The following is a 19697-nucleotide window of genomic DNA, read 5'->3' as shown; positions in this document are numbered from 1 at the left end:
CCTCAATCAGTGCAAGCGGCGGTGCGGCGTGGAGTCAACACCGCTACCCAGCTTGACTGAAGCGGATTGAAGTTGTCATCACTGGCTAATACCAGTGTCTGTCGTCCATCCGACAGCTCGGGGCCCAGCGCCATGGCCTCCCAGTTGTCCGGAGGCAAACCTGCGTCCAGCAGATCCCAGCCAATGATCGGCTGCACCGGTGGACCTTGCGGGTCAGGTAAGGCAAACAACTGAAGGCGGGCCGTCCATTCATCAGGCGGATTAAACCCTCGTTTCAGGCTCATCAGCAGCTGTCGAGTTGGCAGGGCTAGCAGCTCCGTCACTCCGTCATGGCGCCCTAAGGCACCCGGATCGAGTGCCCCGGTGGATCGGATTGCCTCCCCAGGACGGCGGCGCATCAGGCTGATCCCTTCCCCAGCTTGGTTCTGCAGCAACGGCGCCTCCGCTGCCAGCAACAGATCCCCTGGTCCAAGGGCCGTCAGTGATTCCGGGCCTTTGTTGGAGCCAAGGCCCTTCCCCGGGGTGGCGAGCCAGCCCTGGGGCAACGGCAGCTCCTTCTCCAGCCGGCCGCTGCCTAGATCGATGCGGATCAACCGGGCCGGGCGTTCCAACGAGCGGCGACCTTCACTGGCGATCCAGGCCTGCCCGCCCTCAATCACCAAACCCTCCCCATCGAAGCCCTTCGGCAGCGGCTGGCCATCACCTCCCCTTACCAGCACTCTGCGGCCAGGTCGGAGTGTGTCATGTTTGCCCTTGAGCAGCTTGGCCAGTCCCCCCCACGGCACCAGATGCCCGGTGGGTGCATCGCTGAGCAGCCAGAGGCGATCATGCTTCTGTTGGTATGCCGCAGCAGAGAAACCACCCAGGGGCAGGCCATCGGCGAGGGTCCTGGGCAGCTCAATCGTCCGCACCAACTCCCAGCCAGCCTGGAGCGGACAGGGCAGTGGCAGGTCCATAGAAATCAAGTTGCGAGGCGCAACCGTTGCATCAACGGAGTGCACTGATTCAACTCAAAAGTAGTGATGGGTGCTGAATAGTCAATTCTGTCTACAGATCAAACCGCATTTGCTGGAACGAAACAGAGGCAAGCAGGTCATCCCTGATTGATCTAATGGCTTAAAAACACACGTCCCATCGCGGCACAAAAGATCACCACTCGCCAGGCGGGTTGTTGCCATCCCACCAACAACACAAAAGCAACCATCACCAAGCAAAACTCTTCGCCGCCAACGATCCCCACCTGCCAAAGCGGCTGATACAGCGTGGCCAGCAGAATTCCAACCACCGCTGCATTGACCCCCCTTAAAGCCCGACGCATCGACGAGAGGCGGCCAAGGTCACTCCAGAAGGGCAAGATGCCTCCGATTAATAGAAATGCTGGAGCAAACAAAGCGATGAGTGCCGCCATTGCGCCACCGATGCCATGAAGCCCCGCCTGTAGGTCAAAGCCGAGGAATGCAGCAAAGCTGAACATCGGCCCGGGTAAGGCTTGTGCAAACCCATACCCCGCTAAAAATTGATCTAGCCCGATCCAACCGTGGGGAACAAGGGACTGCTCCAAGAGGGGCAGCACCACGTGCCCACCCCCGAAGACCAACGCACCGGTCCTTAGAAATCCACTGAGCTGTTGAATAACGAGTGGCCTATCCGCCGCCGAAAGCCAAGGCAGAGCCAGCAATAACACCAACAGAAACCCCAACAACACCAAAGCAAGCGACCGCCTGAGCGGAACGGCAAGTCGCTCCGACTGCAATGACGCGTGTTCTGGTGGTGTGAGGACCAAAAGGCCTGCCAGCCCGCCAATGAATAAGGCCAGTAGTTGCGCCCAGGCATGAGGGACGATCAGAACAAGAACGGCAGACAAAGCCATCAAGGTGGCCCGCTCCCGATCTGGGGCGAGTTTCTTCTGGAGTGACAGAACTGCCTGGGCCACGACAGCCACTGCAGCCACCAGAAGGCCGTGGATCCAGCCATCGCCGAACCAGCGCGCTTGAGACGAGAGCAAGGCTGCGGCTAAGACCATCAACACTGCAGACGGCAGAGTGAAGCCAACCCAGGCTGCTAGACCTCCCAGCCATCCAGCCCTGATCAAGCCAATACCCATCCCCACCTGGGAACTCGATGGTCCTGGTAGCAATTGACACAGCGCGACGAGATCGGTGTAGGCATCTGCCGTGAGCCACCGTTCGCGCTGCACAAAGCGCTCATAGAAGTAGCCAAGGTGGGCAACAGGACCTCCAAAGGATGTGCAGCCCAAGGCAAAAAACTGAAGGAATACCTCCAGTAAGGCAGACATAGCGGAGGAAACGTCTCTTCTAGACGCTAGTGAATCTAAAAACATACCTTGATAGTTAGAACACATAGTTCCACTCCCAAGCCAAGTTTCTGATGCTTGTAGAAGTCAAGTAGGCAATAAAAAACCCCGCATGTAGCGGGGCTTAACGTATGCAATTTGCTCAGGTTGCTTTGATTATTTGCCGATCATTTTTACGGCTGCTTTGGACTTGGCCAGGATGTTGCCCTTCAGTGGAACAAAGCCAAGTGAGGGAGCAACATTCTGAGCTTTGCTGCTCAGCATGTAGTTCAAGGTGTCTTGAACAGTCTGGGTCTTAGCACCATTCCCAGTCTTGTAAGCCAGGATCCATGTCAAGGTTGCAATGGGGTAAGCACCTCTTGCAGTTGGATTGGGGTTCTTACCTGCTAAGTCCTTATCGAGGGTGATCCCATTGAGTGCCTTGGCGCCAGCAATAACTGAGGGCTTCAGGTACTCACCAGATTTGTTCTGAAGTGCTGCGGCTACAACTTTGCCCTTGATATAGGACTGGTTGACATAACCGATTGCTCCAACTTTATTTTTAATGACGGCTGCAACACCTTCGTTACCTTTGCCGCCTACAGCATTCTTACCAGGCCACTTCACAGACTTACCAGTTCCTAAGGTCCATTCAGGAGAAAAAGCCTGCATGGAATTGGTGAAAGCCTTGGTGGTGCCAGAGCCGTCTGAGCGATGCACCCAAGTAATCGTGCCAGCGGCACAACCAAGATCCTTCCAATTGGTGAGCTTGCCAATTGCAATGCGCACGGCCTGAGTTTGAGTCAGTTTCACGTCGCAGCCTGGCTTGTTGTAGCCGAACGCAATCGTGCCACCAACCATAGGAATTTGGACCACGCCGCGGGTCACCTTGGCCATGTCCTTCTTTTTCATCGGATCGTCCGATGCACCGAAATCAACTGTGTTTGCCATGAACTGACGGCGACCAGACCCTGAACCAACGGATTGGTAATTGACCTGTGGGCCACCTGAGTTAGCTAGGTCTGCAAGCCAGCGGGTGTAAATCTTGGCTGGGAATGAAGCGCCAGCTCCTGTAAGGCGAGGAGCTGCATGTGTAGAGACTCCAGCTCCAAATGCAACCAAAATAGTGGCAATTGAAAGCTTCTTAAATGAGTTCATGATTGATGACTTGGTGATGCCATTTTTGACACATTTCAAAACTAGGCCCGAGTAGCTCCAAGCACTGATAAGAACAGATGAAGGTATTGTTAACTCTCGGTTAAGCTGTTAACGCGTTGTTAATACTGCGACTTCATGGTGTCGTCTAGGTTACAAGCTTGCATGCTGTTATTCATTTTCTGAATTCTTATAGACGCTAGTTGCCTGCGACCATCACCTTGATCTGATTGCGTCAACACCACCAGATCAAGGTGAGCTCATGAGGTTCAAGAGTTTCCTTGATGGCCTGTGTCATTTCTTCCTTTAAGTCAGTTGCATGGAAGGGAGGAGGTCTGATTGTCCGACGAAACCTTCAGTGACCTCAGAGCGTCATCCGTGACTTCCAGATTATCCACGTATTAAAAGACACGATAAAAAGTAGCTGTTACTACAACTAAAATTCTGATACTCGATCAAGTGATCTCTGACACAGTTAATGAGCTAATCGTTAGATCAAACTGAATTTGCCTTTAGTCATCACCAATGACTAAGACCATAAAGCCAAGAACCATTGCAGACCTGGAAAGTGGTTTCCCCTCCTACTGCAAAGCCTTGCGATTGTTAGTTGAGGCCGGCAGTAGTCTTGAAAAAGTTAAACGAACAATATGCTGGGACTGCTTACAGCGTCTGCACTCTTCACTACCCAAGATTTACCACTCACCTGAATATCTTTTCTATAAATATATTCGTACTAGGTTGATACTCAGGGAGATTTAATTCGTTCGGCGAAATTCTCCACTCTCTCTAATCTTGGGTTGATTGTTCGAACTTTATCGATCAAGAACTGATCGTTGGAAGGCAGAATGCCAGACCTTCGATCATTCAATATGTTGATTGACTTGGTTGTTGAGTTGCGTTGCCTACCGATTTTGGCAGGGTGGTTGACATCTCCAAACCCAGATGACAGTGCATCTTCCGCTGCCGATCACTCAATCCGCAGCTGTTCTCTGGCACTGCGGGGCTTGCAAAACTTTCTAAGCGCGTTTTTATAGCGGAACCCGTTCTTTAGCTGATGTCCTTGCTTCTAAAGCGTCAGATTGAGCGGCTTGAAACCGCTATTGAGCTGTCTTCTGACTGGCTTGAGATTCAATACCTAATGGCTGAATTGGATCAGATCAAACAGTTGTATGAGGAGCTAGACGCTGAGGCCGCCTGATCAGTGGTCTTTGTCATCCAGCCGTTGGTTGATCGACCCGGTTCAGTTGGCGTTTAGTAACGCACGACTCGGTCACGGCGCTTTTATCTGCTTTATACCACTAAAATGGTTGGTTTTCAGCGGCTGGTGTGGATGTCATCGACGCTAAGGATTGAAGGGTAAATTGATTCAAAGACATAGGAAAGCTGTTAGGAAGACGAGCATTCGCGAATGAGATCCCATGCCTCAGCAGCTGTGTCTGCAAACTGAATCAATTGAAGATCCTCATCGTCAATCAGTCCGGAATCAGCCATAAACTCAAAATCAACCAAGCGTGACCAATAGTCTTTTCCGAAGAGAACAATGGGCATCGCATGTTGCGTTCCCACCTGCCGCAGCGTTAGCAGCTCAAAAAGTTCATCGAGCGTGCCATAACCACCTGGAAATAACACTGCGCCTACGGCACGCATCACAAAGTGAAATTTACGCAGCGCAAAATAATTAAATTTAAAGCAGAGATCTGGAGTGATGTAGGGGTTTGGATTTTGTTCATTGGGCAGTTCAATGTTGAGTCCGATCGAACGGCAACCAGCATCAAAAGCACCACGATTAGCCGCTTCCATAATTCCAGGTCCGCCTCCTGTCACAATCACATGGGATGAACAACAAGGACCTGAGTTTGAGCCTGACTGACCAAAATGAGAGGCCAAAAAAGCGAATTCCCTTGCTGCATCGTAAAACGAAGACAGCTCCAGCATCTTTCTGGCACGGCTCACCTTTCGCTTCCATGCTGTTGAATCTGGATCTGCATCCAGCTCCCGAATCGCTTCTTTGAGGCTTGCTTCTGCAGCTGACTTTTCCTGTAAGCGTGCGCCTCCAAACACAATGATCGTGGAGGTAATGCCAGCCTCTGCGAAGTAAAGCTCAGGCTTGCTGATTTCCAGCAACATCCTCACGCCACGCATTGAGGAACTGTTCAGAAGATCAAGATCCTGATGCGCGAGCCGATAATTGTCCGAGTGAATGATCTGTTCAAGATTTCCAGCCACTCGGGCTGGATCATCACTGGGCAAACCTGGATCCATAATATTTGAAGTCATCATCGGCTACTCCCTCACAACATGTTGGCGGCCAGTTCAGCCAAAGCACTACGTTCTCCCCGCGTCAAGGTCATATGACCCACTAGGGCTTGACCTTTTAAGCGCTCAGCAAGCCAAGTGAGCCCGTTGCTCTCGGCATCCACGTAGGGGTTGTCAATCTGATAGGGGTCACCGGTGAACACGATTTTCGTCCCTTCCCCAACACGAGTCACGATTGTTTTCACCTCATGAGGGGTGAGATTTTGTGCTTCATCGACCACCATGAATTGATGAGGAATCGATCGACCACGGATGTAATTAATGGCTTCTACTTCTAGGAGCCCCATCTCGCGGAGATCAGACCAGGAGCTTTTAGGACCACCACCATGGCGGCGGCGATCATCCTTTTGCTCATTGCTCATCGCATCACCGGTAAGGAAATCAAGGTTGTCCACGATCGGTTGCATCCAAGGAGCAAGTTTCTCGTCCAGAGTTCCCGGCAAAAAGCCGATCTCTTTGCCGAGTGAGATTGGTGGACGGGTTACCAGCAGTCGGGCATAGCGATGCTCATCAGCAACCTGATGCAAGCCAGCCGCAATCGCCAGCAAGGTTTTGCCGGTGCCGGCTTTACCCACAAGGGTGACGAGTTCTACGGATGGATCCAGCAGCAAATCGAGGGCAAAGTTCTGTTCGCGATTGCGTGGCTTTAGGCGACCGAGGCGGGCTCGTTTGAGCCAAACCAGAGGTTCTAGTTCTCCCGAATCACCGTGTTGTCGCGCCAAAAATGTGTGGTCTGAGCTATCGCGATCAATCAGGGTCACGCCCTCATTGGGCTGCAGAGACGCCACCGTTTCAGTTGGCAGGGCCTTCAAGGAAAGACGTCCGTTTTGGTGCAGCTCATCGATCAGATCAGCTGAGACCTTCACGCCTCTTGCCCCCGGATAGAGGTCGGAGATCGCCACTTTGTCGTTGGCGTAATCCTGCGCCGCCAGGCCTACGGCATCAGCTTTGATGCGCAAATTGGTGTCCTTGGTGATCAACACCACCTCTGGAGCTTCGCTTAGGCCTTTAGCCCGCATCTGTTCCAGAGCCACAGCCAGGATGTTGTTGTCGCCCCCGCCACCCCTTAGTTCCGGTGGCAACTGGGCCAAGGTTTCAGCGCGGCAGAACGCTACCTCGAGGGTGCCGTCGCTATTGGGCGTTAACGGAACACCATCTGCGAGGTTGCCCCGCTCCCGCAGACTATCGAGCAGACGGGCGATCCGACGGGAGTTGCGACCCTTCTCAGAGGGATCCCGCTTGAAACGATCAATTTCCTCGATCACCTGAATCGGTAGAACAATGCGATCCGATCCGAAGCTGCTTGGCGCTTCTGGATCATGCAGGAGAACATTGGTATCGAGTACAACCACCTTCTTGTTCATGACAAACCCTCTCTCTTCTCTGTTTGTAATTTAGATCGTATAAATCACAGTGATTTGCTTCTTTACCAGGACGTCACTCATTGCTTTATTTATTCTCTACAGAACCGTTGGACGCGCCGTCTTCCTTCTAAAAACGTAGTTGTTTACAGCGATCACTCGATTGAGAACCAGCACTGTCATCGTGGGGGTTCTGTTGGGCCATTGGAGCGTTGACCACGCCGAATCGATAGCTTGAACGCCTCCAATCGTCCGGGCCCATGACTGCCAAGCCTTTGCCCAGCACCGGTGCCGTGACCGGCCTGAAGGAGACCCTCGATTTCTTTAATGACCCGTCCTTTGCGCAGCGGCGTTTTGATGCCTATGGGGATGTGTTTTCCACCAAATTACTGGCGCAGCGCATCGTGTTCATCCGCGGCGAACGAGCGATCACTGAGTTGTTGTATCAGGGCGATGCCTTAGAGGGCTGGTGGCCCGAAAGTGTGAAGCAGTTGCTCGGCAGCCGCTCTTTGGCCAATCGCAACGGGCCTGGTCATAAAGCCCGCCGTCGGGTTGTTGGTCAGTTGTTTTCAAGTGCTGCATTGGTTCGCTACACCCCGTCGATCACCGCCCTGATCGAGGAGCTCGTCAATGATCTGATTCAAAGCGCTGGTTGCGTGGCGCTGTCAACCAAAATGCGACGCTTTGCTTTTGCAGTGATCGCCACCACTGTTCTGGGGCTGGATCGCGACAGCCGAGAGGTGCTCTTCGCTGATTTCGAGATCTGGACCAAGGCTCTGTTTTCGATTCCTTTGGCGATCCCCGGCACTCCCTTTGCCCGCGCGATGGCCGCACGCCAGCGCCTCGTCACTCGCATCAAACAGGTGTTGCAACAGGGCAACAACAAGGGGGGCCTTGATCTGATCAGTGGCGGTCTTGATGAGGCTGGAATTCCCCTCGATGACGACGACCTTGCGGAACAACTGTTGCTCCTACTATTCGCTGGCTACGAAACCACAGCCTCATCTCTGAGCTGTCTGTTTCGCGCCCTGCTGATCCACCCGGAGGTGATGCAATGGTTGCGTCCTGAGCTTTTGAAGTTGTCGTGGCCAGCCACCACAACACCTCAATCAGCGCGTCTAGATGCCACGGTGCTGGAAGTGATGCGCCAGACCCCGCCAGTGGGTGGGTTCTTCCGCCGCAGCCTGCACAAGATTGAGCTAGCGGATGTGGAGGTGCCAGAGAACAGCGTGATCCAGGTGGCCCTGAGCCCCTCAGGGCAAGCGGATAACAGCGATCTTGCCCAATTTCGCCCCCAACGCCATCTCGATGGTTCGTTTGATCAAACCCTGCTTCCTTTTGGAGGAGGTGAAAGGGTGTGCCTAGGTAAGGCCCTGGCGGAACTGGAGATTCGCTTGATGGCGGTGGGTCTGCTGCAGAAGGTGCATCTGCAGCTGGAACCGGATCAGGATCTCTCGTTGCAACTTGTGCCCAGCCCATCGCCTCGTAGCGGCCTGATGGTGAGCGCCACGCCAACCACTGATCAACATCCATGAATGTTTTGCTCAGTAAGTCAAGGCGCTTCAACTCGGCAAAGTTCAGGTCTTTCAGGGCTGATCGATTCCGCAAACAATCCATTCGCCATCTCGCTTTTCATCAATGGTGAAGTCCTGCTCCAGAGTTTCGCGGCGAATGCAGTAGGTGATGCCGGCGCAGCCTATCCATCAGCGATGAACCCCCCACGACAGAGCAACGATCGGACTTCGATCACAGGACGTTTACCTTCAAAACCTTTGCAACCAGTTCTGTTATGTCCCTACTTGCCGTGTCGTACTGGTTACTACCCGGCCCGGAGGCGCAGGCGGTGTTGGAGCAGCTTTCGGCCCTGGCTTGTGAGGGAATTCGGGAAACTGGAGGGGTCTGCAGGTTGCCGCCGCACGTCACCCTTTACAGCGATCATCTCAAGGATGATGACCCTGATAGCCAAGAGCAGGCCATCGATCGACTCCATCAGCTCGCCGATCGCCGCAGGCCCGTGCAGCTTTGTCCGAAAGCCTTTGAAGCGAGTGCGTTGTTGACGCAGAGTCTTGTGATGCGCTTCAACGCCGAGGCCAGGGTGGAATTGCTTCCCTGGTTGACGCAGTTGTGCACAAGCTCTCGCGTTGAGCTTGGTTATCGGCTCGATCCGCACCTAAGCCTTTTGTATAGCGAAGCTCCTCTCGAGCAAAGGCAAAAGCTCGCTAAGCAGATACCGCTTCCAGAAGATCCGCTGCTGTTTGAGCGCGTCAGTGCGGTGATTCACCCATCCACGATCACAAACCTCGCCGATATCGCTGCTTGTACCACCATTTATGAGTGTGAGTTGTTTTCACCCCGTTGATGCACTTGGATTGATCAAAACACTCCTTCAAGGAAGGTCAGCTCACCCCGGAGAGCTTCAAAGCAATCGGCACTCATTACGATGGACTCTGGCTGTTATCAATCTTGAATCACACCAGCAAAAAATACCGGTGTGATTGATGAGTTCAACCTAGAAGCTCTTTTTTTAAGAGTGCAATGCGCGTAAATAATTCAGCCCTTTTGTGTTGTCGCAACAAATTGATTGAGATGAATCTTGCAAATGCTACTAAACCAACGACCTCCATAACCCCTTGAAGTACACCACCAAGCAGAGGTAATTGATTGATTGATTGCAACATATTACCCGACAGCGACAACGCTAAACCAAGCAGGCATGCTGCAAAGATGGCGAGAAAAACCGGATAGAGTTGCCTAAATCCCTCAAGATTAAGCCCCCGTAATGTTTCCATAGCCTGCTGAAGATAGCCGAAGAGTTGAGATTGATTAGTCTCAATGTTCTTGCTGTCTTGCTCTTGCGAAGGGAGAACACTTAGATCACCAGTTCCTGGAGCAGCTCCAATGACTGGCTCAGGGATCGATTGAAATGCTTCTCCTTCCAAGACATCTGACTTAATTGTTGAGACGTCCTCTGGTTCCTTGAACGGCAAATCATCTTGATTGTCTGATGTGCCTTTCACCATCTCACCGTCTAATGACATGTGCCCATTATGAATGGCATTGAATAGAGAAGAAAGTCGATTTAAGGAAACATTAAATCTGAACACAAATCTCATTGTGAAAACGATGAAGCTCAACAATCCTCCATGTAAGGAGCAATAAAAATCTGTTTAAATAAATACATGAATAAGTGACGCATGACCGATCAATGCAGTTTTCAAGAGAGTGAATGGGAAAGCAGTACCCGGTTAATAAAAGAAGGTATTTTCATATTGATCGACTGAGTTGGCATAACTACTGGATGGAGAAGAGCAGCTTCTGGCTGAACACGGCTACCGAGGCGGTCAAAAGCCAGAAGCATTTGATCATGAAAACGAAGCCATCACGCTTCAGAAGTTGCGTGAAGCGGTGAACGTGGACCATCTCAATTGGTTGGCTTCCCTGCAGTTTGGCTTTATTGAACTGGATTGCGGTTTAATCCACTGAAGCTCTGCAGACGTTGGTGATCAGCTTCTTGAAACCACGTCACCCTTGATTCTTTTGGATCGGCTTACGCGACTCGATGTCAATCGGCTGTTCACCGCTCGCAGTGGTCGTCAATTCCATCTGCAACTCAACGGTGGGACGATTCAGTCAAAGGTGAAGGATCATGCAGGTGAAGATCAACAAGAGCACACCGTGCCAAAACGCAGCGTGATCGGTATCGGCTCTGGGGCGAATTACACCCTTTATGACCCAGCAAGTGATCACATCGAATTTCTCAGCGTGTCAGGCAGATCTGGAAGATTTAACCTCGGATTTGGATGACCGGGACGTCATTCTAGATCTCTGATTATTTGCTTTCAGATGACGTGCTCTTTCTAATGGCTGATCATTCAATGAATGATCAGCCTGATGTGACCATTGTTTTAAATTCTTCATTTCCCGACTCATCAGCCAAGTCTGTCAAGAGCGCTTTGCTGTCTTCGCCAAGATTCTCCAAAGTCTTGGCCGTGTAGTCATAATTGTCGAAAATAGTTTCTACTGACCAGACATAATCATTTTCAATGGCGTAACTGCAAATACTTTTAACCACTTCATCTTGAGTTGCTCTAATTCCTTTTTCCCAGAGATCTTTAACGATGAAGTCCACAGTAACGGTCCCTTCAAGCATCGGGTCAAGGTCGAATGCCAGTACACAGCCGAGTTCATTAAAGGTTTCAACCCATGCGCTGTTGGTCTCGAGGCAATCCTTGATAATTGTATGTGCCTCTTGTTTTGTGGTCATTTGAAACCAGTCAGCTCTATTCTTTTTAATGCATCAATGCAGACTTTGTCTTGATATTTCAGAAATAATTTGTTTGGGATGTCTGACAAATCTAATGGAGGCGGAGACTTTGCTGGCACACCTTGGATCTTGAGGTCCATCCATGGTTCTCATGGGTCAATGCTTGGAGTGTCATGTCAAAGAAGCTTGCCAAAGTTTGTGTTTCATGACAGTGCAGATGCAACCTGGCGATCAGTTTTATCCAGGCTCTATTAAAGATGCTAATCAGAGAATCTTGTCATCATTTCTCGTTGGATGATATAACCACTGCTCTTTGCAGTTTTCAGACTTGAATCCTTAATCATGCCAAGGGATGAGCTATGGCTGATAGCAAGAGATCAACGCGTTATGACTGCAGGAACCCTGACCTCCCATTCCTTGCTGAACTGCAAGTTTGAGCGGTTTGGCACTGCGATCCTTCCTGTGGACGACATGACGCCCCATCGCGACATTGATGCCCAACTCAAATTTGAGGGAGCTGACCTGCGCTACTACGTGATGCGGCTACGCCATCGACCGCCGGTGCTGGCATGCATGACCCGCCATCAGCGGGCTACCCAGTGCTTAGGTTCTGCCGATGCTCAGCCTTGGTGGTTGGCTGTAGCCGCTCCAGAGCTTCACCCCGAGGAGCTCAGTGCTGCGTATGTGCATTTGGTGAAAGTCCACCCCGGTGAGGGTGTAAAGCTCCATCAGGGCACCTGGCACGCCGGGCCTTTTTTTAATGCACCATCTGCCCTGTTTTACAACCTGGAGTTGGCCGATACGAATCTCACCGACCACAATTTTCACGCGCTATCCACCCCGATCAGCTTGAAACTGAATTGATCCCTCAGACACCCCAGCCACTGCCGATCGGCTACGGACAACTCTCTGGCCAGTGAATCGATGGTTTGGGTGTCGTGGAAGCAGTTGAACCGTTCGTTCGCCTGGAGCGCAGCATCACTCAGGCCTGATCTGATCAAAGACAGTAGTCGTACCATCGTGCTCAATAGCAAGAACATCAAAGGCTTCAGCTTTGACGCCTGCTGTTTCCATTCCAGGAGATCCCATGGGCATTCCAGGTGCTGTGAGACCTCTGATGTATGGACGCTCGCGCAACATTTTTTTGATGGATACCGCGGGAACATGTCCCTCTACGACATAGCCATCAACAACCGCAGTGTGGCAAGACGACAACTCCGGGGTGATGCCATTGGCTTGTTTGAAAGTTTCCATCGTTTCGATCATCTTGTCTTGGATCGGGAACCCTGCTGATTCCACGTGCTCTCCCCATTTCGTGCAGCATCCACAACTCTCAGAGCGATAAATGGCAATTTCAGGGAGGGGCTCCGAATTCAGCGATGGCAACACGTCTAAAGCTGTCTGCTGTGCATCCACTGAAAGAGGCAAGCTGGCAAAAAATAGCGCGATCAAAATCCCTGCATAAAACCGTTTCATCTCTATCTGCTCAACAACACCCCAATGATAATAAGCGGGAGCCTTCCAATGGAATTTTGATCATTAAAAGGTCCGACTAAGCAGATACTTTGAATGTTTCTACAGTGTCATCAAAGCAACTTCAGCGCATAAACCTGGCCCGAAAGCAAGCGCGACGCATGGTCCGTGGCAACCGTGTTGTCGCATATGCTCAAGAACAAATAATATTGTTGCTGACGACATATTCCCATAATGACTCAGAATATGTCTCGAATGAGAGAGTTGATCTTCTTTGAGAGACAAGGAATCAGCACAAACTTGAAGAATTCTTGGACCTCCAGGGTGAATGGCACAATGTTGAATACTGTTGAGATCTGTGCCATGGGCATCGAGCCATTCGCTCAGCCATGGTTGCAATGCACTGGCAATCGCTTCCGGCACTTTGGGGGATAAGCCCATGGAGAACCCGTGATCTCCAATTTGCCAATGCATTAAATCGTGGGTCCCTGGTATGAGTGTGGATCCAGAGGCCTTCAGGCTTATGCCTGCTGAAGTTGGTTTCTGAGTGGATGACTCAGAATCAGTTGCGACTAAAGCAGCAGCACCGTCTGCAAATAAAGTGTTGGCCACTACATGCTCAGGATTCCAGCCGTATTGCATATGAATACTGCACAATTCCACAGCACATAGGAGAACAACAGCATTGGGATCAGCGTCTACAAAGGCGTGGGCAACGCGTAAACCATTTAATGCCGCGTGACAGCCCATAAATCCAAGATGGGTGCGCTGGATATGGGGAGACAGCTCAAGTTGATCCATAAGATCACAATCAACGCCAGGAGCATGAAATCCTGTACAGCTGATGGTGATTAGATGTGTGATCACACCAGCAGAGATTTGTGACTCTGCGAGAGCGCGTTTGCATGCTTTGAGGGCCAACAAGGAAGCATTCAGGCGATACGCCTCCATCCGTTCTGCCGTGCTTGGGCTTTCAACGCCGTAAAACGGCAAGCGTTGATCGATCGCTTGCTTGGTATCGCCTGTCAATAAAACACTGCCCCTGGTTTGAACTTGCGAGCGTCTTTGAATACGGCGTACAAGCGAGGCCCGATCGGGACGATCTGCACTCACCCATTCAGACAGTGTTGTGGACTCTGTTTGATTGACGGTTTGCTCGGGGACTGCGGTCCCCAGCCCGCGAAAAATCAGAGGCATGGCTCACCTTTGGCCGATGGCAGCTTTTCCTCGTTCAGACTGGAAACGATGGATTCAGCAACAGAGGGCCAGCGTGTCACGAGTTCAAATAAAACTGTTGTGGGGACTGGTCGTTTTAAGACCGAGGACAAGGCTCTGCAAACCATTTGCCGCCTGCCGATATGCACCTGAAGTGTTGTCTTCCAGCGAGTTTCTAAGTCCCCAGTCCATCGTTCCAGTCCTTCTAGAACGAATGGTGCAGCAGCAGCACCTGCCGTTAAGGCCCAGGCCATCCCCTCACCGGTGAATGGCTCGACATATCCCGCCGCATCGCCCATCACAAGAAAGCGTTCCCCTGCCACTACATCTGCATTGCGGCTTAGAGCAGGAGTGAGTTGCCAGCGTTGGCCCCGTTGAAGTGTTGGTGGCACAGGAAATCCTGCCTGATTCAAAACATGTTGAGCCGCATCGACTGCACCTCGACCTTGGGATAGGGCGTCACGATCAAAGGCTCCGGCAAGATTGAGCAATCCGTCTTCCCTGCGCACCAAGCCCACATAACCCTGATCTCCAATGGCCATGTGAATGGCTCCACTGGGGTAGTGATCGGAGTCATCATCTACGACGCAACCAGCACCATGCCTTGATTGCTTGCGAATCCGGCTTTGCCCCGCTTCGTTTTTGGGAAGACAACGCTGACAAAGGCCAGCGGCCACAAGTACAACGCGCGCCTTGACATGGCTCGTAGCCCCACTTTGATGATCTTTCAGGCGCACTCGTCTGTAGCCAGGGCTCGTTGCTTCAATTTGAGCTGTGATCGCGAAGCGTGCTGTCGCTCCAGCTTTGATGGCTGCGTGGATCAGGGCTTGATCGAATCGTTCCCGCGAAAGTACATAGCCATTCGGTAAAGACAACGTTGCTTCACGTCCACGCAGTCCAAGGCGCAAGCTGTCCAGTGTTTGTCCGCCGCAATCCACAATCAAGTTGCTCTCACCTCGAGAACTAAGAATTGCTTGTGCCTGATTGTTGAAACAGCATCCACACACTTTCCAGCGGGGAAACGATCGTTGCTCAACGAGCAGTACGCGCATTCCTTGCTTCGCACAATCCAGAGCAGCAAGACCTCCAGCAGGCCCACCTCCAATGATCAGGACATCCCACAACGTTTGCATCTCAAGAATGGGCCCAGTTCAACAGGTATCGCTCCGGCCATGAGCGTTTGATCTGGGCATCTTTCAGTCCCGCTTGCATGGCGATGCTCTTCATTTCATCGGGTTGCAAGGCGGCGCGTACAGAGAGGAGACCATCGGTATGAACCACCCAGGAACGGCTCAACAGACGGGTGCCTATCCAGGCGAGTGCAAAACCAAGTCGGCTACGAATTAAGTCATCCACGAGGACGAGTTTCCGAGAGCGAAGCGCCATCACCTCTAAAAGGCGCACCACGTCAAGCTCGTCTAGGTGATGCGCAAATAGCGTGCAATACACCACATCAAAGCTGTTGCGGTCTGTTGGTTTTGCCAATGCATCAGCAGTAAAAACAGTTAAGGCTGCCTGTCTTCTCACTGCATTGGTCTGTGCAATTGCAACGGCTTCTGGGTTCAGATCACAGGCATGAATGTCGAGCGATAAACCTTTTCGCTTGGCCATCAGAGCAAGGTCAATGGCTGTATCCCCTCCTCCGCAGGCAAGTTCAAGAACACGAAGTGGCTTGGCTGGCTGAGTGATTGCTAGGGCTTCGATGGGACGAAACAGGCCTGCAGAACAGCGGCTGATCGCATTGATGCGCCGCAAGCCCATGAGTGCTTTTGCATGCTCCTTGGGATCGAGCCCAGGCTGATCCATCACTTCCGGTTGACGATCGCGGTTATTGAGAGCTGCACCCCAGATCATCGATCGCCCCTTCTTGCGTCAACAAGCTAGGAAAAATAAGGGCTGGAGACGCCGCTCTCAGTGGGGCTTCTGGCTGTTCACAATTCACGGATGGAGATTTGATGAAGCCCCATCAGCAACCTCCCACATCCTCGATACGGTATCGACCGACTCACGCTTGATGGGTAAAGAGTTGTAAAAAGGTATTGACTCGTTGTTGTCCTGATGTCTTCCTACTCCGTCATTGGCTGTGGCTACGTCGGCAGCTTCGTTGCAGCAAGCATGAAAAACCAAGGGCATTACGTCGTTGGCACAACCCGCAGCTCACAACGTTTTGCTGAGTTACGCAACGTTGTCAATGAACCCATCAGCCTTGATCTTGCTCAGCAAGATTGCGACTTTTCATTCCTTGAGGATCAGCAGGGTTTGCTGATCAGCGTGGCACCAACACAAAACGGTGATGGATATCAATCCGTTTTTTCAAGTGGAATTCGCAATCTGGCCCGGGCTCTGCGTTGTCGTCAGTCCACCGAGCCTCTCCATGTGACTTACATCAGTTCTGCTGGTGTGTACGGAGATCAGCAAGGTGAGCTTGTCTCTGAAGAATCGGCTGTGGATTCTTTGAATCCTGTGAATGCGATGTTGGTTGAAGCAGAAAATGTTTTGCTCACAATTGATCGCCCTGATACGAAAATCTGTGTACTGCGTCTAGGTGGAATTTATGGCCCAGGACGTGACATGGTTGCCATGATCAAACAGGCGGCTGGTGAACAGATCCCCAAAAATGGCAATGATGTCCCTGCTTGGAGCGGCATCTTTGACATCACTAATGGAGTGAGCTTTGCTTTCAGCAACCAGCTTGTTGGAACCTACAATCTTGTAGACGACATGCAGCTCAGTAGGCGTGAGTTGTCAAACGAAATTTGTGACATTGATGGTTTGCCTCCTGTGATTTGGGCTAATGAAAATACCCCAGGCGCTCGAGCGATGAATGCCAAAGTAAGCAATCAAAAAATTAAATTAGAGGGATTTCGTTTGAGTTCACCTTCCATGCTCCTACCTACACCTGTTTAGCAATGTTTAGAGCTAGTCATCTCTTTTGCTAGCTCGACCAGCGCTCTCATGGCAGTTTCTCAGGCTGTTTGCGGGACGTCCAAAAAAGGATCGCCCACAACGATGAACAGCTCTATGCAACACCTGGATCAACACAATCAGGAATTGAGGCTTATCAATTCACCAGGGAAGCTTCTGACCATTGGAATGCCAAAACGTCCCGCTGGTCTCGAGTTGAAGCTCATCAATCCTTGTTAAGAGCCCTAATACTGCTGTTTTTGGGCTGATCCCGTTTGGATTGAAGTTGATCATGCGCGTGCTCACGAGCCCTGGGTGGAGGATGGCCACCGAGATTCCGCGTGGCTTCAGATCGATCGATAGTGATCGGCCAGCGATGTTGAGAGCCACTTTTGACATGCGGTACCCGTAGGAGCCACCCGAGGTGTTGTCGTCGATTGATCCCATACGACTGGTAATCAGGGCCAGCTTTGCGCCGTGGGGCATCTGTCCCATCAGCGATTGGGCCAACATCAATGGTGCTAAGGCATTCACCTCAAATTGACGTTTGATTCCTTCGATATCCAGGTTCTCGAGACCCATGGATTGCAAAGTCCCAGCATTGAGGATCACTCCATCCAACCGCCGACCATTCAGGTTCTGAACTAACGCGGCGATGGAGGCTTCACTGGTGAGTTCGATGCCGGACTGAATCTCCACACCGATGGCCTCAAGATCTGGAGAAGGCTGTCGGCACACAGCAATCACCTGGTCATGGCGAGCCTGCAGTTGAAGGCAGAACTCAAGCCCGATGCCCCTATTTGCGCCTGTAACAAGAAAGGTCGCCAAAGAGTCCTCTGAATCAGACAACAGTTTGGTTCGGAATCATGAGGGTGCGATCACCAGCAAGGAATTCCCTCGCTGATTGATGAGTGTCACATTCACTGAATCGCTTGGGGTATGACGGTCAGCATTGGCTGAGCGATCTGAAACGGAGCGAGGGGCTTGGCTTACATCCCAGATCGCTCTAGGGGGTTTCACTTTTGCTATCAGTCATCAAACCAGAATCAGAGATCATTGATGAAGAGATGAGTGTTGATTGAAAGTTCCACATTTCTCCGGCCTCTTGCCACAGTTCCCATGAGTATCGAGAGCCATTCACCACAATCAGCTGTCCAGCAAAACCAGCTGGAGATGGTTGGTAGAGATCAGTTAAACCCTGAACTGGTTCGCCATCTCTTGTGAAGATCTCGATAACCCGCTTCCCAATCCGTTTGGAAAGATCTTGCTGGAACTCGTCAAGACTCATGTGCCTTTCTCATCATGTTGAACGCAGTGTTCAGAGCTTCTCTGTTGAAATGAGCTTAAGCACAGGTTATCGCTAGCCACTGGTTCGGTGTTGTCGATCCTTCAGATGCGATTAAATTTGGTCCTTCAGCTTGATGTTATCGCCTAAAAGGAAGCGCTAATCTAATGCCTAGATGGGGACGAGCATGCTGATCCAATCTTGATGAAGTGGTCGTGCATTTTTGGAATAGATAATACGATAATGAGAGGTTGGGTGGATGAAAATAAATCTCAGGATCTCTAAGTATTTTAAAATTATTCTTGTTAGTCACTTCTATTGTATAGAAACCAGTCAATAACATGCTTGCCAAATGTTTGCGGCGTTGCTTACCGCTTCTGGCTTAGGTGTTAGTGGGTTCTCCAATAACGAGAATGTGCCTTCTCATTGGATTCGGCGGCCTGACTGTAGTTCCCTCACTGTTGATTGAAAAGGTTTGTGGAGAGCTTTTGGACAACGGTGCATGTTCCGGCAGTGCGTGGTTACGGCAGCGAGGGCATCAAGAGGACGGGCGTGGGGGGAACCATGATTCCCTCGACAAAACGTCATAGAACACAAGGATGAAAATGATTCTCATCGCGAATACGCGAGCTAAGATTGGATGATTGGTTTCTCAGGGGTCAGCCTGAGAAGGAAACGGGGAAAGAACGGTGAAACCCCGTCGCTGTCCCGCAGCTGTGAAGCGTCTCCTCGGGAGTCGTCAGTCAGAACGCCCGCCAGAACTCCAACCGACGAGGATCGACATTTGACTCTTTCAAACCAGGCCTTCCTGCGGCCGATGAAGTGGGCTTCCCTAGGAATAATTCCTTTGCTTCTGCTTGGAAGCCCCGCCTTCGCTCACCACCCGTTTGGAATGGGCGACAGCAGCCAGCTCAGTGGATGGTCAGGTCTAGTGAGTGGCATTGGTCATCCTCTTCTTGGGCCAGACCATTTGCTCTTTCTGCTGGCCATCGCATTCATTGGCCTGAAGCGGCCGATCGCCTGGATCATCCCAATGCTGGCCATCGGCCTGGGCGGGAGCCTGATCTCTCAGTTCATCCCCCTACCAGATTTGATTGCGCCCTGGGCTGAAGCTCTTGTGTCGCTAAGCCTTGTTGTTGAGGGCCTGATTGCTCTTTCACTAGCTCCAGCCGCCTGGCTTCTGCCGCTCTTCGGCCTCCATGGTTTTCTGCTTGGTACCACCATTGTTGGAGCGGAGCCGACTCCTCTGATCACCTATTTCTTAGGTTTACTCATTGGTCAAGGCGTTCTATTAGCGCTTGTTTGCTCCTTATCGCAAACTGTGATCGCTCGCCTGGGAGAGCAAGGGCGTCGACTCAGTGCTGGAATCTGGATGGGTATTGGAATTGCCTTTGCCTGGGTGGCCCTGATCGACTAACTACGTTTTCATCA

Annotated in this window: 20 protein-coding genes and 1 riboswitch; of the genes, 8 read left to right on the top strand and 12 right to left on the bottom strand. The window is 51.5% G+C overall.

Translation table 11 applies throughout. The annotated features are described in order from the left end of the window. Positions 1 to 2: 2 nt before the first annotated feature. From SynPROS91_RS06185 to pstS, 3 genes are all read right to left on the bottom strand, one after another. The gene (locus tag SynPROS91_RS06185) at positions 3 to 1001 is read right to left on the bottom strand and encodes an esterase-like activity of phytase family protein (protein WP_255439635.1); all 999 of its coding nucleotides are present in this window, start codon (positions 999 to 1001) and stop codon (positions 3 to 5) included. A gap of 107 nt (positions 1002 to 1108) precedes the next feature. Continuing rightward, the gene (gene chrA / locus SynPROS91_RS06180; protein ID WP_186515654.1) at positions 1109 to 2296 is read right to left on the bottom strand and encodes a chromate efflux transporter; all 1188 of its coding nucleotides are present in this window, start codon (positions 2294 to 2296) and stop codon (positions 1109 to 1111) included. 174 nt (positions 2297 to 2470) lie between these two features. Beyond that, complete coding sequence (gene pstS / locus SynPROS91_RS06175; RefSeq protein ID WP_186519544.1) at positions 2471 to 3451, bottom strand: phosphate ABC transporter substrate-binding protein PstS; 981 nt, start codon at positions 3449 to 3451, stop codon at positions 2471 to 2473. Positions 3452 to 3973: 522 nt separating this feature from the next. Between pstS and SynPROS91_RS06170 the strand changes: the two genes are divergently transcribed. Together SynPROS91_RS06170 and SynPROS91_RS06165 are read left to right on the top strand one after the other, a co-directional pair. After that, positions 3974 to 4207 carry a DUF3136 domain-containing protein gene (locus tag SynPROS91_RS06170; RefSeq protein ID WP_186515653.1) on the top strand — a complete coding sequence of 78 codons (234 nt, stop codon included), beginning with the start codon at positions 3974 to 3976 and terminating at the stop codon, positions 4205 to 4207. 295 nt (positions 4208 to 4502) lie between these two features. Beyond that, the gene (locus tag SynPROS91_RS06165) at positions 4503 to 4646 is read left to right on the top strand and encodes a hypothetical protein (RefSeq protein ID WP_186515652.1); all 144 of its coding nucleotides are present in this window, start codon (positions 4503 to 4505) and stop codon (positions 4644 to 4646) included. Positions 4647 to 4834: 188 nt separating this feature from the next. Here SynPROS91_RS06165 and SynPROS91_RS06160 read toward each other — a convergent pair whose 3' ends face one another. Continuing rightward, positions 4835 to 5725 carry an LOG family protein gene (locus SynPROS91_RS06160; RefSeq protein WP_186519542.1) on the bottom strand — a complete coding sequence of 297 codons (891 nt, stop codon included), beginning with the start codon at positions 5723 to 5725 and terminating at the stop codon, positions 4835 to 4837. Positions 5726 to 5739: 14 nt separating this feature from the next. Next, positions 5740 to 7128: a PhoH family protein gene (locus SynPROS91_RS06155; RefSeq protein ID WP_186515651.1), complete on the bottom strand. Its 1389-nt coding sequence runs from the start codon at positions 7126 to 7128 to the stop codon at positions 5740 to 5742. 257 nt (positions 7129 to 7385) lie between these two features. Between SynPROS91_RS06155 and SynPROS91_RS06150 the strand changes: the two genes are divergently transcribed. Both SynPROS91_RS06150 and SynPROS91_RS06145 read left to right on the top strand, forming a co-directional pair. Continuing rightward, complete coding sequence (locus SynPROS91_RS06150) at positions 7386 to 8660, top strand: cytochrome P450 (RefSeq protein WP_186515650.1); 1275 nt, start codon at positions 7386 to 7388, stop codon at positions 8658 to 8660. 254 nt (positions 8661 to 8914) lie between these two features. After that, positions 8915 to 9484 carry a hypothetical protein gene (locus SynPROS91_RS06145; protein WP_186515649.1) on the top strand — a complete coding sequence of 190 codons (570 nt, stop codon included), beginning with the start codon at positions 8915 to 8917 and terminating at the stop codon, positions 9482 to 9484. A gap of 145 nt (positions 9485 to 9629) precedes the next feature. On the opposite strand, the gene SynPROS91_RS06140 is transcribed toward SynPROS91_RS06145, so the two are convergent. Beyond that, positions 9630 to 10259, bottom strand: a complete 630-nt coding sequence (locus SynPROS91_RS06140; RefSeq protein WP_186515648.1) for a CAAD domain-containing protein — start codon at positions 10257 to 10259, stop codon at positions 9630 to 9632. 403 nt (positions 10260 to 10662) lie between these two features. Here SynPROS91_RS06140 and SynPROS91_RS12370 point away from each other — a divergent pair, with 403 nt between their 5' ends. Continuing rightward, positions 10663 to 10929, top strand: coding sequence for a hypothetical protein (locus SynPROS91_RS12370; RefSeq protein ID WP_370586748.1), 267 nt, complete (start codon positions 10663 to 10665; stop codon positions 10927 to 10929). Between the two features lie 79 nt (positions 10930 to 11008). Here the strand turns inward: SynPROS91_RS12370 and SynPROS91_RS06130 are convergent, their stop codons facing one another. Further along, positions 11009 to 11389, bottom strand: coding sequence for a hypothetical protein (locus SynPROS91_RS06130; protein WP_186515647.1), 381 nt, complete (start codon positions 11387 to 11389; stop codon positions 11009 to 11011). A gap of 387 nt (positions 11390 to 11776) precedes the next feature. Between SynPROS91_RS06130 and SynPROS91_RS06125 the strand changes: the two genes are divergently transcribed. Then, positions 11777 to 12253, top strand: coding sequence for an ureidoglycolate lyase (locus tag SynPROS91_RS06125; RefSeq protein WP_186515646.1), 477 nt, complete (start codon positions 11777 to 11779; stop codon positions 12251 to 12253). Positions 12254 to 12367: 114 nt separating this feature from the next. Here SynPROS91_RS06125 and SynPROS91_RS06120 read toward each other — a convergent pair whose 3' ends face one another. From SynPROS91_RS06120 to SynPROS91_RS06105, 4 genes are all read right to left on the bottom strand, one after another. Further along, the gene (locus tag SynPROS91_RS06120; protein ID WP_186515645.1) at positions 12368 to 12865 is read right to left on the bottom strand and encodes a DUF411 domain-containing protein; all 498 of its coding nucleotides are present in this window, start codon (positions 12863 to 12865) and stop codon (positions 12368 to 12370) included. Positions 12866 to 12964: 99 nt separating this feature from the next. Continuing rightward, positions 12965 to 14059: a type III polyketide synthase gene (locus tag SynPROS91_RS06115; RefSeq protein ID WP_186515644.1), complete on the bottom strand. Its 1095-nt coding sequence runs from the start codon at positions 14057 to 14059 to the stop codon at positions 12965 to 12967. Then, positions 14050 to 15210 carry an NAD(P)/FAD-dependent oxidoreductase gene (locus SynPROS91_RS06110; RefSeq protein ID WP_186515643.1) on the bottom strand — a complete coding sequence of 387 codons (1161 nt, stop codon included), beginning with the start codon at positions 15208 to 15210 and terminating at the stop codon, positions 14050 to 14052. The genes SynPROS91_RS06115 and SynPROS91_RS06110 overlap by 10 nt, the downstream gene beginning before the upstream one ends. 1 nt (position 15211) lies before the next feature. Further along, positions 15212 to 15931 carry a class I SAM-dependent methyltransferase gene (locus tag SynPROS91_RS06105; protein WP_186515642.1) on the bottom strand — a complete coding sequence of 240 codons (720 nt, stop codon included), beginning with the start codon at positions 15929 to 15931 and terminating at the stop codon, positions 15212 to 15214. 204 nt (positions 15932 to 16135) lie between these two features. On the opposite strand from SynPROS91_RS06105, the gene SynPROS91_RS06100 reads away from it, so the two are divergent. Further along, complete coding sequence (locus SynPROS91_RS06100; protein WP_186515641.1) at positions 16136 to 16984, top strand: NAD-dependent epimerase/dehydratase family protein; 849 nt, start codon at positions 16136 to 16138, stop codon at positions 16982 to 16984. Between the two features lie 159 nt (positions 16985 to 17143). Here the strand turns inward: SynPROS91_RS06100 and SynPROS91_RS06095 are convergent, their stop codons facing one another. Further along, the gene (locus tag SynPROS91_RS06095) at positions 17144 to 17809 is read right to left on the bottom strand and encodes an SDR family oxidoreductase (protein ID WP_186519540.1); all 666 of its coding nucleotides are present in this window, start codon (positions 17807 to 17809) and stop codon (positions 17144 to 17146) included. Between the two features lie 1085 nt (positions 17810 to 18894). After that, positions 18895 to 19041: riboswitch (cobalamin riboswitch) on the top strand. Between the two features lie 117 nt (positions 19042 to 19158). Here SynPROS91_RS06095 and SynPROS91_RS06090 point away from each other — a divergent pair. Further along, positions 19159 to 19683: a HupE/UreJ family protein gene (locus SynPROS91_RS06090; RefSeq protein WP_370586797.1), complete on the top strand. Its 525-nt coding sequence runs from the start codon at positions 19159 to 19161 to the stop codon at positions 19681 to 19683. Positions 19684 to 19697 lie beyond the last annotated feature (14 nt).

This window comes from Synechococcus sp. PROS-9-1 (assembly GCF_014279775.1).
GTDB lineage: Bacteria > Cyanobacteriota > Cyanobacteriia > PCC-6307 > Cyanobiaceae > Synechococcus_C.
The sequence above is the reverse complement of the archived record's forward strand: the minus strand, read 5'-3'. Positions and strand labels throughout refer to the sequence as shown.